This is a genomic window from Streptomyces bullii (genome assembly GCF_042657145.1).
Lineage (GTDB): Bacteria > Actinomycetota > Actinomycetes > Streptomycetales > Streptomycetaceae > Streptomyces > Streptomyces bullii.
On the sequence record NZ_JBHSNY010000014.1, the window covers coordinates 91,198 to 104,982 of the forward strand.

12 protein-coding genes and 1 pseudogene are annotated in these 13,785 nt (G+C 71.9%); 5 read left to right on the top strand and 8 right to left on the bottom strand.

Annotated elements, in window-relative coordinates; translation table 11 throughout:
• Nucleotides 1–7 precede the first annotated feature (7 nt).
• A complete protein-coding gene (locus tag ACFPZJ_RS33820) occupies nucleotides 8–673 on the top strand; it encodes a bifunctional DNA primase/polymerase (protein WP_381029777.1) in 666 nt (221 codons plus the stop codon).
• 103 nt (nucleotides 674–776) lie between these two features.
• Here ACFPZJ_RS33820 and ftsY read toward each other — a convergent pair whose 3' ends face one another.
• Entirely contained in the window at nucleotides 777–1,988 is a 1,212-nt protein-coding gene (gene ftsY, locus ACFPZJ_RS33825; RefSeq protein ID WP_381029779.1) for a signal recognition particle-docking protein FtsY, read from the bottom strand.
• Nucleotides 1,989–2,117: 129 nt separating this feature from the next.
• On the opposite strand from ftsY, the pseudogene ACFPZJ_RS33830 reads away from it, so the two are divergent.
• Together ACFPZJ_RS33830 and ACFPZJ_RS33835 are read left to right on the top strand one after the other, a co-directional pair.
• Nucleotides 2,118–3,085: pseudogene (locus ACFPZJ_RS33830) on the top strand (LLM class flavin-dependent oxidoreductase).
• Between the two features lie 53 nt (nucleotides 3,086–3,138).
• On the top strand, nucleotides 3,139–3,516 hold the full coding sequence (locus ACFPZJ_RS33835; RefSeq protein ID WP_381029782.1) for a hypothetical protein: 378 nt from the start codon (nucleotides 3,139–3,141) through the stop codon (nucleotides 3,514–3,516).
• Between the two features lie 121 nt (nucleotides 3,517–3,637).
• Here the strand turns inward: ACFPZJ_RS33835 and ACFPZJ_RS33840 are convergent, their stop codons facing one another.
• From ACFPZJ_RS33840 to ACFPZJ_RS33855, 4 genes are all read right to left on the bottom strand, one after another.
• Entirely contained in the window at nucleotides 3,638–5,056 is a 1,419-nt protein-coding gene (locus ACFPZJ_RS33840) for a sugar porter family MFS transporter (RefSeq protein ID WP_381029784.1), read from the bottom strand.
• A gap of 194 nt (nucleotides 5,057–5,250) precedes the next feature.
• Nucleotides 5,251–8,805: a chromosome segregation protein SMC gene (gene smc, locus ACFPZJ_RS33845; RefSeq protein ID WP_381029787.1), complete on the bottom strand. Its 3,555-nt coding sequence runs from the start codon at nucleotides 8,803–8,805 to the stop codon at nucleotides 5,251–5,253.
• Between the two features lie 209 nt (nucleotides 8,806–9,014).
• Nucleotides 9,015–9,218 (bottom strand): hypothetical protein, encoded by a 204-nt coding sequence (locus ACFPZJ_RS33850; protein WP_103781684.1) that lies wholly within the window; start codon nucleotides 9,216–9,218, stop codon nucleotides 9,015–9,017.
• Nucleotides 9,219–9,598: 380 nt separating this feature from the next.
• Nucleotides 9,599–9,880: an acylphosphatase gene (locus tag ACFPZJ_RS33855; RefSeq protein WP_381029790.1), complete on the bottom strand. Its 282-nt coding sequence runs from the start codon at nucleotides 9,878–9,880 to the stop codon at nucleotides 9,599–9,601.
• Nucleotides 9,881–10,040: 160 nt separating this feature from the next.
• Between ACFPZJ_RS33855 and ACFPZJ_RS33860 the strand changes: the two genes are divergently transcribed.
• The gene (locus ACFPZJ_RS33860) at nucleotides 10,041–11,219 is read left to right on the top strand and encodes a CAP domain-containing protein (protein WP_381029792.1); all 1,179 of its coding nucleotides are present in this window, start codon (nucleotides 10,041–10,043) and stop codon (nucleotides 11,217–11,219) included.
• Nucleotides 11,220–11,312: 93 nt separating this feature from the next.
• Nucleotides 11,313–11,723, top strand: a complete 411-nt coding sequence (locus ACFPZJ_RS33865; protein WP_381029794.1) for a winged helix-turn-helix transcriptional regulator — start codon at nucleotides 11,313–11,315, stop codon at nucleotides 11,721–11,723.
• Here the strand turns inward: ACFPZJ_RS33865 and mutM are convergent.
• The 3 genes from mutM to rpmF form a co-directional block, all read right to left on the bottom strand.
• Nucleotides 11,713–12,573 (bottom strand): bifunctional DNA-formamidopyrimidine glycosylase/DNA-(apurinic or apyrimidinic site) lyase, encoded by an 861-nt coding sequence (gene mutM / locus ACFPZJ_RS33870; protein WP_381029797.1) that lies wholly within the window; start codon nucleotides 12,571–12,573, stop codon nucleotides 11,713–11,715. The genes ACFPZJ_RS33865 and mutM overlap by 11 nt on opposite strands.
• A 175-nt stretch (nucleotides 12,574–12,748) precedes the next feature.
• Complete coding sequence (gene rnc / locus ACFPZJ_RS33875) at nucleotides 12,749–13,603, bottom strand: ribonuclease III (protein ID WP_381029800.1); 855 nt, start codon at nucleotides 13,601–13,603, stop codon at nucleotides 12,749–12,751.
• Between the two features lie 7 nt (nucleotides 13,604–13,610).
• The gene (gene rpmF / locus ACFPZJ_RS33880) at nucleotides 13,611–13,784 is read right to left on the bottom strand and encodes a 50S ribosomal protein L32 (RefSeq protein ID WP_003951102.1); all 174 of its coding nucleotides are present in this window, start codon (nucleotides 13,782–13,784) and stop codon (nucleotides 13,611–13,613) included.
• Nucleotide 13,785 lies beyond the last annotated feature (1 nt).

A 13,785-nucleotide genomic window follows, 5' to 3' on the forward strand; every position in this document is an offset into this window, starting at 1 on the left:
AGGGGGCATGGGCTTCACGATCGGCATCAGTCGGGGCATCCGTGACATCCGGCCCGGCTCGCGCCGCCGGGGCCGCTCCTCGGACGTCACCACCGTGGCGGAGTACACCGGCCTGTGGGGCTGGGACGTGGTGCCGGGGGCGCGTGCCGCGGCCGGCGCCTGCTCCTGCGGCCGCCGGGACTGCCGGGCACCGGGCGCGCATCCCCTGGAGTTCGCGCCGGAGATCCCCGCCGGTGCCACGCTCGACCAGGTGACCGAGGCCTGGGGCGCGTGCCCGGGCGCCGCGGTGATGCTGCCGGTCGGCCGGGCGTTCGACGTGATCGAGGTGGCCGAGTCCGCCGGGCGGCTCGCCCTGGCCCGGCTGGAGCGCATGGGCCTGCCCGTCGGCCCGGTCGCCGCCACCCCGGACGGCCGGGCCCACTTCTTCGTCGCGCCGGGCTCCGCCGCCGACCTGCCCGAGCTGCTGTACCGCATGGGCTGGGACGATCCGACCTCCCTCGACCTGCGCGGCCTCGGCCCGGGCGCGTCCATCACGGCCCCGCCGTCCGACCGGGGCGGCCTCGGCCCGGTCAGCTGGCTGCGCTCCCCCGCGCTGGACTCGGCCTCCAGGCCACCGGCGGCCCGGCTGCTGCTCGGCACCCTGGCGTACGTGGCACACCGAGCGCGCCCCTAGTCGCGGACAGTCCTGCGCTGCGAAGGTCCTGAACCGCGAAGTGCCCGTCCCGACTGTGTTGCGGGGCGGGCACTTCGCGCGACTGCTGCTGCCAGGAGTCGCCTCACTCTCCGATCAGGGCGTCAACGAACGCCTCCGGCTCGAACGGCGCCAGATCGTCCGCGCCCTCGCCGAGACCGACCAGCTTCACCGGCACGCCCAGCTCGCGCTGCACGGCGACCACGATGCCGCCCTTGGCCGTGCCGTCCAGCTTGGTGAGGACGATGCCGGTGATGTCGACGACCTCGGCGAAGACACGGGCCTGGACGAGGCCGTTCTGCCCGGTCGTCGCGTCGAGCACGAGCAGCACCTCGTCCAGCGGGGCCTGCTTCTCGACCACACGCTTGACCTTGCCGAGCTCGTCCATCAGCCCGGTCTTGGTGTGCAGCCGCCCGGCGGTGTCGATGAGCACGACGTCCGCGCCCATCTCCTTGCCCTCCTTGACGGCGTCGAAGGCGACGGAGGCCGGGTCGCCGGCCTCAGGACCGCGCACGGTGTGGGCGCCCACCCGCTCGCCCCAGGTCTGGAGCTGGTCGGCGGCGGCGGCACGGAAGGTGTCGGCGGCGCCGAGGACGACGGTGTTGCCGTCGGCCACGAGCACGCGGGCGAGCTTGCCGGTGGTGGTCGTCTTGCCGGTGCCGTTGACACCGACGACCATCACGATGCCGGGCTTGCGGCCGTCCGGCTCGGTCCTGACCGTGCGGTCCATCTCGGGGCCGACCAGCGTGACCAGTTCCTCGCGCAACAGTGCGCGCAGCTCCTCGGGGGTGCGGGTGCCGAGCACCTGCACGCGCGCCCGCAGCCGTTCGACCAGCTCCTGGGTGGGCTGTACGCCGACGTCGGCGGTGAGGAGGGTGTCCTCGATCTCCTCCCAGGTCTCCTCGTCGAGGTGCTCGCGCGACAGCAGGGTGAGCAGGCCCTTGCCGAGGGCGTTCTGCGAGCGGGACAGGCGGGCGCGCAGGCGGACCAGGCGGCCTGCGGTGGGCTCCGGGATCTCGATCTCGGGAGCCTCGACGGTCGGACCGGCGGGCGGTTCCTCGACGACCACGGGAGCCGGGCCGCCCGGGAGATCCACCTCCTCTATCGTGCGCCGCGGTTCCTCCCGCGGCGTCTCGGCCTCGTCGCCGACATGCGGCTCGGCCGGAGGGGCGGTGATGTCGGGCGCGGCGGGGGGCGGCGGGGGCAGCTGCTTCTTGCGCCGGCTGCCGACCACGAGCCCGCCGAGCGCGCCGAGCACGACCACGGCGATGACTACAGCAAGGATGACGATGTCCATAACGCGTCCAGTATCGGCCATGGGGTCCGGCGACACCCCTCTGGCCGTCTGACACCCCGTCAGCTAACGTCCCCGAGCACACCCGCCCGTGAAGCGCTGGCACCCGCCCGGTAAAGGGGGACGTCTCCCATGCCCGTCACGGTCGTACGTTTCAACCTCGTCGCTCCCGGCGCCACGCCCGCCGCGCTCGCCGCCCGCTACCGGGCCGCGCTGGAGATGGCGGCCTGGGCCGACGGCCACGGGATCACCACCGTGCAGACGGAGGAGCACCACGGCGCCGACGACAACTGGCTGCCGTCGCCGTTCGCCTTCGCGGCCGCGGTCTTCGGCGCCACCCGGCGTGTCGCGGTCACCGTCTCGGCGATCATCGGCCCGCTGCACGATCCGCTGCGGCTCGCCGAGGAGATCGCCGTCCTGGACCTGCTCGGCGGGGGCCGGCTGGTGACCGTCGCGGGCATCGGGTACCGGCCCGAGGAGTACGCCCAGTTCGGTGTGGACTTCGCGCGGCGCGGGCGGCTCCAGGACGAGCTGCTGGAAACGCTGCTGAAGGCGTGGACGGGCGAGCCGTTCCGGTACCGGGGCCGCACGGTCCGCGTCACCCCGCGCCCGTGCACCGACCCGCATCCGCCGCTGCTGGTCGGCGGCTCCTCCCAGGCGGCCGCCCGCCGCGCGGCCCGCCTCGGCCTGCCCTTCTTCCCGAGCGCGCACCTGCCGGACTGGAGGCCTACTACAAGGAGCGGCTCGTGGAGTACGGCACCGAGGGCTGGGTGATGATGCCCGCCGCCGAGACGCCGCTGCTGCACCTCGCCGAGGGCCCGGACCGGGCGTGGGCGCGGTACGGGGAGCACTTCCTGCACGAGGCGCGGACGTACGCGTCCTGGCAGTCGGGCGGTGTCAGGTCGGCGGTGCGGTCGCGGGCGACGACGGTGGCCGAGCTGCGCGCGGAGGGCGTGTACCGGATCGTCACGCCGGAGGAGTGCGGTGCGTTGGGGCTGGACTCCTACGTCCTGCATCCACTGGCGGGCGGGATGCCGGTGGAGGAGGGGTGGCGGAGTCTGCGGCTGTTCTGCGAGCGGGTGGTGCCGGGGCTGGGTTGACACCCGCCGATATCCGGTGACCCGTCGCGGTTTCCGGGTGCTCCACTGACGCCATGAGCCTGAACGTCATGGTGTTCGTGCGGGGCGCGGACGCAGAGCGGCGCATCCTCGCCACCCCTGAGGGACACGAAGACTCGGCCGGTTTCGAGTCCTGGCGCACGACGGTGTGGGGATCTCAGGCGGTACGCGCACTGGGCGCCCGGTTCCCTCCGGTCCTGGCCGAGGACGATCTGGAGGTCGAGCCCGCCGACCTCGCGGAGTTCCTGGGTGATGTGGCGCTGTTGCGGGACCATCTGGACGCGATCGCCGAGACGACCCAGCGCCCGCGGGGACTCGCGGAGCACCGTGAGGGGCTGGTGAGGCGGCTGCCAAAACCTGGCGGTGGCCGCCCTGGAAGCCCGGGTCGTCGGGGGCGCGTCCTCGTCCGGTGACGCACGACACCGCCGCCCCGGTCCGGACGGTGACCGGACCGGGGCGGCGGCGGGGTGACGGGGAGAGGGGCAGCGGGGACTTGGCCCTCCTCCCCGAGCAGCGGGAGCCTGCCGGCGAGGCTCAGCCCATCTCCTCCAGCGTCTTGCCCTTCGTCTCCTTCACGAACTTCAGGACGAACGGGATGGAGAGCGCGGCGAAGGCCGTGTAGATCACGTAGGTCACGGAGAGGTTCCAGTCGGCCAGCGACGGGAAGCTCGCGGTGATGGCCCAGTTGGCGATCCACTGCGCGGCGGCGGCGACGCCCAGCGCGGCGGCACGGATCCGGTTGGGGAACATCTCGCCGAGCATGACCCAGACGACCACGCCCCAGGACAGGGCGAAGAAGAGGACGAAGACGTGGGCGGCGATCAGGGCGACCCAGCCCTGGGTGGCGGGCAGCTTTCCGTCGACGAGGTCGAAGGAGAACGCCCAGGCCTCCAGGGCCAGGCCGATCACCATGCCGACCGAGCCGACGATCGCGAGCGGCTTGCGGCCGATGCGGTCGACGAAGATCATCGCGATGACGGTGCCGACGATGTTGATGATCGACGTGGTGAACGAGTAGAAGAACGAGTCCGTCGGGTCGACGCCGACCGACTGCCACAGCGTCGAGGAGTAGTAGAACGCGACGTTGATGCCGACGAACTGCTGGAAGACCGACAGACCGATTCCGATCCAGACGATCGGCTTGAAGAAGAAGGAGCCGCCGAGCAGGTCGCGGAAGCTGGACTTCTCCTCGCTGCGCATGGCGAGCTCGATCTCGGCGACGCGGGCGTCGAGGTCGACGTCCTCGCCCTCCACCTCGGCGAGGATCTCGCGGGCCCGCTCGTGCTTGCCGGCGGAGATCAGGAAGCGCGGGGACTCGGGGATGGCGAAGGAGAGCAGGCCGTAGAGGACGGCCGGGACGACCATGACCCCGAGCATGACCTGCCAGGCCTCCAGGCCCATCAGCTCACCGCGCTGGTCGCCGTCGGCGGCGTTCAGCAGACCCCAGTTGACCAGCTGCGACACCGCGATGCCGACGACGATGGCGGCCTGCTGGAAGGAGCCGAGCCGGCCGCGGTAGGCGGGCGGGGCGACCTCGGCGATGTAGGCCGGGCCGATCACGGAGGCCATGCCGATGGCGAAGCCGCCGACGACGCGCCAGAAGGCGAGGTCCCACAGCGAGAAGGGCAGCGCCGAGCCGACGGCGCTGACCGTGAAGAGCACCGCGGCGATCTGCATGCACCGGATGCGGCCGATGCGGTCGGCTATGCGGCCGGCGGTCGCGGCACCGATGGCGCACCCGATCAGGGCGATGGCGATGACCTGGGCCAGCGCCGCGGAGCCGATGTCGTAGCGGTCCCGGATGGCCTCGACGGCGCCGTTGATCACGGAGCTGTCGTAACCGAAGAGGAAACCGCCCATCGCGGCCGCCGCCGCGATGAAGATGACGTGCCCGAGATGTTCGGGGTGAGCCGTCCTGGCTCCTGACTTGGGTGCCTGCGCTGTGCTGGTCACGTGTACTCCTCGGGCCACCGGCAACGTCGCCGGGGTGGGTCAGCCCCTCCAGGTACCCGGCACCTGAAGGTAAAAGCAACGTTGCAGAGACTAAGCCTTCAAGTTTCGAAGTCAATAGGCAGAGACCTGTGAGCTGTAAGACGCGCCTGAGTGGTTTGCGTTCACTTCTTGAAGGTGAGCAGCGAGAGGCGGTGTCAGCGCAGGCGCTGACTGATGACCTTGGACACCCCGTCGCCCTGCATGGAGACGCCGTAGAGCGCGTCGGCGACCTCCATCGTGCGCTTCTGGTGGGTGATCACGATCAGCTGCGACGTCTCCTGCAGCTCCTGCATGATCCGGATGAGCCGCTGGAGGTTGGTGTCGTCCAGGGCCGCCTCGACCTCGTCCATGACGTAGAACGGGCTGGGCCGCGCCTTGAAGATCGACACCAGCATCGCCACGGCGGTCAGCGACCGCTCCCCGCCGGACAGCAGCGACAGCCGCTTGACCTTCTTGCCCGGCGGACGCGCCTCGACGTCCACGCCCGTGGTGAGCATGTTGTCGGGGTCGGTGAGCACGAGCCGCCCCTCACCGCCCGGGAAGAGCCGGGCGAACACGCCCTCGAACTCGCGGGCCGTGTCCCGGTAGGCCTCCGTGAAGACCTGCTCGACGCGTTCGTCGACCTCCTTCACGACCTGCAGGAGGTCCGCCCGCGTCTTCTTCAGGTCCTCGAGCTGCTCGCTGAGGAACTGGTGGCGTTCCTCCAGCGCCGCGAACTCCTCCAGGGCGAGCGGGTTGACCTTGCCGAGCTGCTGGTACGCCCGCTCGGCGGCCTTCAGGCGCTTCTCCTGCTCGGCCCGGACGAAGGGCCTGGGCCGGTTGCGTGGGTGCTCCGGGTCCTCCGGCAGCTCCTCGCCCTCGGCGGGGGGCGAGGGCGGCACCGGCTGGTGCGGGCCGTACTCCTCCACCAGCCCCGCCGGTTCGACACCCAGCTCCTCCAGCGCCTTGGTCTCCAGCTGCTCGATCCGCAGCCGCTTCTCGGCGCCGAGTACCTCCCCGCGGTGGACCGAATCCGTCAACTTGTCGAGTTCGGCCTTGAGATCGCGTCCTTCGCCCCGGGCCTGGGCCAGTTCCTGCTCGCGGAGCGCCTTGGCGGCCTCGGCGGCGGTGCGCTCCTCGTCGGCGCGCGCGAGGGAGACCTCGACGTGGCCGAGCAGCTGCCGCGCACCGGAGGCGACGGCCTCCGCGACGGCCGCCTCGTGCCGCATCCGGGCCCGCCGCTGCTCCGCACGCGCGCGTGCCTCGCGTTCCGCGCGGGCGGCCCGGTCCAGCGAGTCGGCCCGCCCGGCGAGCCCCTTGACGCGTTCCTCGTGCGTACGGACCTGGAGACGGGCCTCCATCTCTGTCTGGCGGGCGTTGGCACCGTCGGCGGCGAGCCGGTCGCGTACGGAGGTGTCGGGCTCCTCCTCGATCGGCATTTCCTCGGCGACGGCGAGCCGTTGTGCGAGCTCCTCCGCCTCGGCGAGGGCCTTGTCCAGGGCCTCCTGGGCGCGGGCCGCGGCGGCGGTGGACCGCTCGGCCTCCCCGGCCGCACCCCGGGCCTGCCCGGCGAGCCGGCCGAGCTGCTGGGCGACGGCCGACTTCTCCCGGTCGGCGGCCCGGCGCCGCTCCCCCAGTTCCTCGACGAGCGCTGCACACTCGCGGCGCCGCTCGGCGGCGGCGTGCTGCGCCTCGCTCAGCTCCTCGCAGCGCACCGCGAGCTCCTCCAGCTCGGCGGCGGCCTCGTCCACGGAGGCCTGGACCTCCAGCAGACTCGGCGCCCCGGCGGAGCCGCCGTGCGCGAAGTGCGCCCCGAGGACGTCGCCCTCGGCGGTGACGGCGGTCAGGTCGGGCCGCGCGTACACCAGGTCCTCGGCGTCCTCCAGGGTGCTCACGACGACGATCCCGCGCAGCAGCCGTCGTACGGCGGGCATCAGCTCGGCGGGGCCGCGCACCAGGTCGGCGGCGTACGGCGGCCCGTCGGTGCGCGCCTCCGCCGGTACCTCGCCGGGAGCGCAGCTGACGAGCAGGGCGGCCCGGCCGGCGTCCTGCTTGCGCAGCAGGCGGATGGCGTCGGCGGCCGAGGAGGGCGTCGTCACGGCGAGGGCGTCGGCGGCGGCACCGAAGGCGGCGGCCAGGGCGACCTCGTGGCCGGGGGTGACGGTCAGCAACTCGGCGGCCGGGCCGAGCAGGCCGGGGAGACGATCCTGCGACGCCAGCAGCGCGCCGCTGCCGTCCTTGCGGCGCAGGCCCAGGGCCAGGGCATCGTGGCGGGCCTGGGTGGCGGCGCGCCTGCGTTCGGCGGCGGTGACGGCCTCACGGGCGGCCGTGAGGGCGGCCTCGGCCTCGGCGAGCTGCCGCTTGGCCGCCTCGTGCCGCTCGGCGAGCTCCTGGTCGCCGGCGTCGAGGCCGTCGACCTCGGCCTTGAGGGCCTCGTACTCCTCCTGGGCGGCGACGGCGCGCTCCCGGGCCTCGTCGCGGGCGGCGGCCAGACGTTCGATCTCGGCCTGGGCGGCGGCGGCACGTGACCTGGCCGCGCCCACCTGGCCCTTCAGCCTCGCCAGTCCCTCGCGGCGGTCGGCGATGGCGCGGGCCGCGTCCTTCAGGCGCCGCTCCTCCTGGGCGAGCTCGCGTTCGAGGTCGGCGCGGTGGGCGGCCGTGTCCTCCAGGGCGCGCTGGGCCGCCTCCAGGGCGGCCTCCAGCTCGGCCTCCTGCTCGCGGATCCGGGCGGCCTCGCGCTCCAGATCCTCCGGGTCGCGTCCGCGCCGCTCCTCGACCGGCGCGGAGGTGGCGCTCTTCACGCGCGCGTCGGCCAGCGAGATCGTGCCGCGTACGCGCTCGGCGAGCTGGGACAGCTCGTACCAGGTCTGCTGGGCGCGCTGGAGGCGCGGGGTGAGCCGACGGACCTCGTCCTCCAGAAGGGCCTCGCGCTGGAGCGCCTTCTTCAGCTCCTGCTCGGCGGCCTCCTTGCGGGCCTTGAGGGCGGCCTCGTCGGCGATCTCGGCCCGGAGCGCTTCCCGCAGCCGTACGAGGTCGTCGGCGAGGAGGCGCAGTCGGGCGTCACGCAGGTCGGCCTGGATGACGGCGGCTCTTCTGGCCACCGCCGCCTGGCGGCCCAGCGGCTTCAGCTGCCTGCGCAACTCGTCCGTCAGGTCCTGCACGCGCGCGAGGTTGGCCTGCATCGCGTCCAGCTTCCGGAGCGCCTTCTCCTTGCGCTTGCGGTGCTTGAGGACGCCTGCCGCCTCCTCGATGAAGGCGCGTCGGCCCATGGGGTCGGCGTGCAGCACGGAGTCGAGCTGGCCCTGGCCGACGATGACGTGCATCTCGCGGCCGATGCCGGAGTCGGACAGCAGTTCCTGGATGTCCAGCAGGCGGCAGGTGTCGCCGTTGATCTGGTACTCGCTGCCGCCGTTGCGGAACATGATCCGCGTGATGGTGACCTCGGAGTACTCGATGGGCAGGGCACCGTCGGAGTTGTCGATGGTCAGCGACACCTCGGCGCGGCCCAGCGGCGGGCGGCCGGTGGTGCCGGCGAAGATGACGTCCTCCATCTTGCCGCCGCGCAGCGACTTGGCGCCCTGCTCGCCCATGACCCAGCTGAGCGCGTCCACGACGTTGGACTTGCCCGAGCCGTTCGGTCCGACGACGCACGTGATGCCCGGCTCGAACCGGAGCGTGGTGGCCGAGGCGAACGACTTGAACCCGCGGAGGGTCAGGGCCTTGAGGTGCACGCCGCTGGACTCTACCCCGCGGCGATGTCTCACTCCATGAACGCGCGGTTTCGCCGGTGAACGCGGAGGGCACACCAGACGTTAAAGACAGTGAAAGGATGCGCGGGGGCAAGAAAGAAGGGACGCCGAGGCGTCCCTTGCACTTCTGAGATAGCGGTTGTGACGGGCGGGCCCAACCACTGCTGTGCTGTTGTGGAGCGGTGCAGTGATCAGGTGAGCGCAGGCTCCGCCTGGTGTGCGTCAACGCTCTCCATGATCCTGTCGTGAGAAGCGGCAGCCTGCAGGGCGTCGTTCTCCGCCTGGATCCGTACGAGCTCGGATTCCAGGTCCTGGACGCGCTGCTGGAGCCGTCGCATCTCGGCGAGGAGTCGAGGGTCGGAGCCGCCGACGTAACCGAGAAGCGCCTTTGCCATGATGGATGGTCCTCCACACTGAGTGACCGACCGAAGCGGTGTGGGTCGTGAGGGATTCGCACCCGCGGTGCTTGACATGCCTGGAGTTGTGCTGCCGTTCAGCCATGCCAAACAGCTAGGTGCGCGGGGTGCTTTCAGCGTCTCACCAAAAAGTTTGACGGTCAACACGATCACGCCCCGTATTGGCGGGCAACCCGGGGGCGCGCGGCCGGGAACGGCGGCGCTGCGACTCCTGCGGGCCCTCGGGGCGTGGCGATCATCCTTGCGCCTGGAGCCTGTCACGGCAAGGGGCTCTTGGCAATCACCAGGCCGTTTCCCTTCCGGGCGGTCGGCGCGGGCGGGTTGGGGGGCGGCCGGCGGGGCCGCCCGGGGGTTCGGGATCAGCGGATGGCGAAGCCGTCGTAGCCGCCGCGAGGTGTGTCCCAGATCTCGGTGACGCCGTCCACGCGCCCGGGCGTGTCGTCACTCTGGAGCCACTCCAGCAACCCTTCGCAGCCCTTGCGCGGGCCCTCCGCGACGACCTGGACCCGCCCGTCGTCCAGATTGAGAGCAAAACCACTCAGGCCGCCGATCTCCAGGACCTTGGCCCGCGTGAACCAGCGGAAACCCACACCTTGGACGCGTCCTCGCACCCAGGCGACCAGTCGCACATCCTCGCTCATGAGTGCAACCTAACGGGCCAAAGTCTCTGCGGGCACTTCGTCCTCTCGCGTCATGCGGTACCGTCCCCACCCATGAATCTCATATGAAACTCACTCGATCGTGTGAGTTTCGTGTTGATCGTGAGGACCAGTCGACCGCAAGGACGAGGAAGGCCAGGACATGGGACGCCACCGACGCTCCGCCGCCGGCCGCGCCGCCACGGGCCGCGCCACGGGGGTCACACACACCGACGGCTCCTCCTACGGGAGCCAGGACCCGCTGGGCTCGTACGCCGCCGAACGTCCCACCCGGGGCATCGCCCCCTACCTGAACCCCGAGGAGTACGCCGAGACCTACGCGCAGAGCGAGGCCTACCTGTACGCCACGGACGGCGCCGCCGGTGACGGCTTCACCGGAGACGGCCACCCGGGCGAGGGCTACGCGGCGGAAGCGGGCCACCCCCGGTCCGACGACAGCGCCGTCTTCGCGAGCGACGGCTTCACGCCCGACGGCGGCGCCCGGCGCGCGGGGGCTCACCGGCGGCGGAAGAAGAAGGCCGCGACACCGGTGCGCAGTGGGCTGCTCGGGGTCTCCGCCGCGGTCGCCCTGGGCACGGTGGCCGTCGCCACGGGCGCGGTTCCCGGCCTCGACAACTACAAGCTGGGCGGTGGCAGCAGTAGCGGCGACAAGGTCCAGGCGGCCGACTCGCCGACCAACTCGCCGAGCGAGCTGGGCGGCGCCTCCGGCAGCGCCGACAGCGCCGGCACCCCGGGCGCGCGGGAGGACACGCCGGCCAGCCGGGACGCCGAACGCTCCACCTCCCCCTCCCCGTCTCCCTCGACCTCCTCGGCCACGCCGACGAAGACGCCGGAGAAGAAGAAGCCGACGGCGACCCCGAGCGAGAAGCCGAAGACGACTCCGTCCCGCAAGGTCGTCACCCAGGCTCCGGTGAAGCCCCGCGTGCCGGCCGCCGTCTCGGCGGAGGCCGCCGCCGGGGCCCAGGTCCTCAGGCTCGTGAACGAGGAGCGGGCCAAAGTCGGCTGCAGCCCGGTTGCCGCGAACAGCGCGCTGACCGGGCTGGCCCAGGCGTTCAGCGAGGACATGGCGGAGCGGGGCTTCTTCGACCACACCGACCCCGACGGCGCGACGCCGTGGGACCGGGCCGAGAAGGCAGGCATATCCGACCTCGGCGGCGAGAACATAGCCCGCGGCCAGGCCGACGCCGAGGCCGTGATGGAGGCCTGGATGAACAGCCCGGGGCACCGGGCCAACATACTGAACTGCGACTTCAAGACGCTGGGCGTGGGCGTCCACTTCGGGTCGGGCGGCCCGTGGTGGGTGCAGAACTTCGGCTACTAGAGGCCACGCGCAGCGCCACGGCAGCCGGCAGGTGCGCTAACTCCTGGTTAGCGCAACCTGTCAGTCAGCGCTGCGCTGGCGTAGTCTTGACCTATGACGACCACTCCGGAGCGCACGGAGGAGCAGGACCTCCCGTACAACGTGTTCGCCAAGGCCTGCCCCTCGCGCGGCACCCTGGAGCATGTGACGGGACGCTGGGGCGGGATCACGCTCTGCGCCCTGTACGAGGGCTCCCTGCGCTTCAACGAGCTGCGCCGCCGCGTCGACGGTGTGAGCGAGAAGATGCTGTCCCAGACGCTGCACGCGCTGGAGCGCGACGGTCTGGTGCACCGCGAGGCACAGCCGACCAACCCGCCCCGCGTGGACTACGAGCTGACCCCGCTGGGCCGCGGGGTGGCCGAGCGGCTGCTGTCCCTCGTCCACTTCGTCGAGGGCAGCATGGACGAGGTGCTGGCGGCGCGCGAGCGCTACGACGCCCGGCGGGCGCGGGACGTCAGGGGCTGATGCGCGGCGGGCGCTGGCACTTCGGGCAGAAGTAGCTGGACCGGTTCATCCAGGGCCGTCGCCGCATGGCCGTGCCGCAGCGTCGGCAGGGCTGGCCTTCACGGCCGTACGCGTCCAGCGACCGGTCGAAGTAGCCCGACTCGCCGTTGACGTTGACGTAGAGGCTGTCGAAGCTGGTGCCGCCCACCGCGAGGGCGGCGTTCATGACGTCCCGAACGTGGCCCAGGAGCTGGAAGGTGCGCGGGCGCGTGACGGTTGAGGTGGGGCGCTCGTAGTGGAGCCGGGCGCGCCACAGGGCCTCGTCCGCGTAGATGTTGCCGACGCCGCTGATCAGCGACTGGTCGAGCAGGGCCCGTTTGACGGTGCTGCGCCTGCGGCGCAGGGCCTGATGGAAGGCCTCGTCGTCGAAGAGGGGGTCGAGCGGGTCACGGGCGATGTGCGCGATGACGTCGGGCAGGCCCTCGGGGGTGGTGTCGTGCAGCGACAGGCCGCCGAAGGTGCGCTGGTCGACGAAGCGGAGCTCGGTGTCCACGTCGTCGGCGAAACGCACCCGGATCCTGAGGTGTTTCTCGTCGGGCGCGTCGTGCGGCTGGACGAGCAGCTGGCCGCTCATGCCGAGGTGGGCCAGGACCGCCTCGCCGGAGTCCTCCAGGGGCAGCCACAGGTACTTGCCGCGGCGGCTGGGCGTGCCGATGCGGTGGCCCTTGAGTCGCTGCGCGAAGTCGTCGGCACCGGCGACATGACGGCGCACCGCTCGCGGGTGCAGCACCTCGGCCTCGACTACGGTCCGGTGGGCGACCCACCGCTCCAGGCCGCGCCGTACGACCTCGACCTCGGGCAACTCAGGCACGATTCTTCTCCGGACGGGTGCGTGGAAGGTCTCCGCAGCGTAGCGCGGGGGCCTGCTCGGTCCGCGCGGAGGCGGGGGCGCTGTGCGATGCTTCCGGACACGCTTCCCCCGGTACAAAGCCGTCACCCGGCCGGGGCACTTCCCGGCCGGGTGAGGGTGGTGTGGGTCAGCCCGTTCAGGCGTCGGCCTCCGCGGCCGCGGCGGCTTCCGTGGCCGCGTCTGCCTCGGCTCTGACGGGCTCGGCGGCAGCCGTCTTGGCGCGCTCGTCCGCCGCGGCCCGGATGGACCGCCAGGCGGACTCGGCGGCCTGCTGCTCCGCCTCCTTCTTGCTGCGGCCGGTGCCGGTGCCGTACGAGACGCCTCCGACGCGGGCGGCAGCAGTGAAGGTCTTCTCGTGGTCGGGGCCGGTCTCCGTGACCAGGTACTCGGGGACGCCGAGCCCTTCGGTCGCGGTGAGCTCCTGGAGAGAGGTCTTCCAGTCGAGGCCGGCACCGAGGTTGGAGGACTTCTCGATCAGCGGGTCGAACAGGCGGTGCACCAGCTCCGCCGCCGAGTCCAGGCCCTGGTCGAGGTAGACCGCGCCGATCACCGCTTCGAGGGTGTCGGCGAGGATGGACGCCTTGTCCCGGCCGCCCGTGCCCTCTTCACCGCGGCCGAGCCGGATGAAGGAGCCCAGGTCGAGTCCGCGGCCCACCTCGGCGAGCGCACGCGAGTTCACCACCGCGGCCCGCAGCTTGGCCAGCTGGCCCTCGGGCAGGTCGGGGTGGGTGCGGTACAGCGTGTCCGTGACGACCAGACCGAGAACGGAGTCCCCGAGGAACTCTAGCCGCTCGTTGGTCGGCAGACCGCCGTTCTCGTATGCGTACGACCGGTGGGTCAGTGCTCGCACCAGAAGGGCGGACTCGACCTTGTAGCCGAGCCGCCCTTCCAGAAGCGTGTGGGACGAGGCCTGGTTGTCCAACTTCTTCCTGGCGTGTGAGTCCGCCTTGGCGTCTTCCGCCTTCTTGGGGGTGGACACAGTGCCTCTCACCAGCCGCTCAGACCTCGAGGACCTGGCGCTTGTTGTAGGTGCCGCACGACGGGCACGCGATGTGCTGCTGCTTGGGCTCGTGGCAGCGCTCGCACGCAACCAGGGTGGGGACCGCAGCCTTCCACTGCGACCGGCGGTGGCGCGTGTTGCTGCGCGACATCTTCCGCTTCGGAACAGCCACG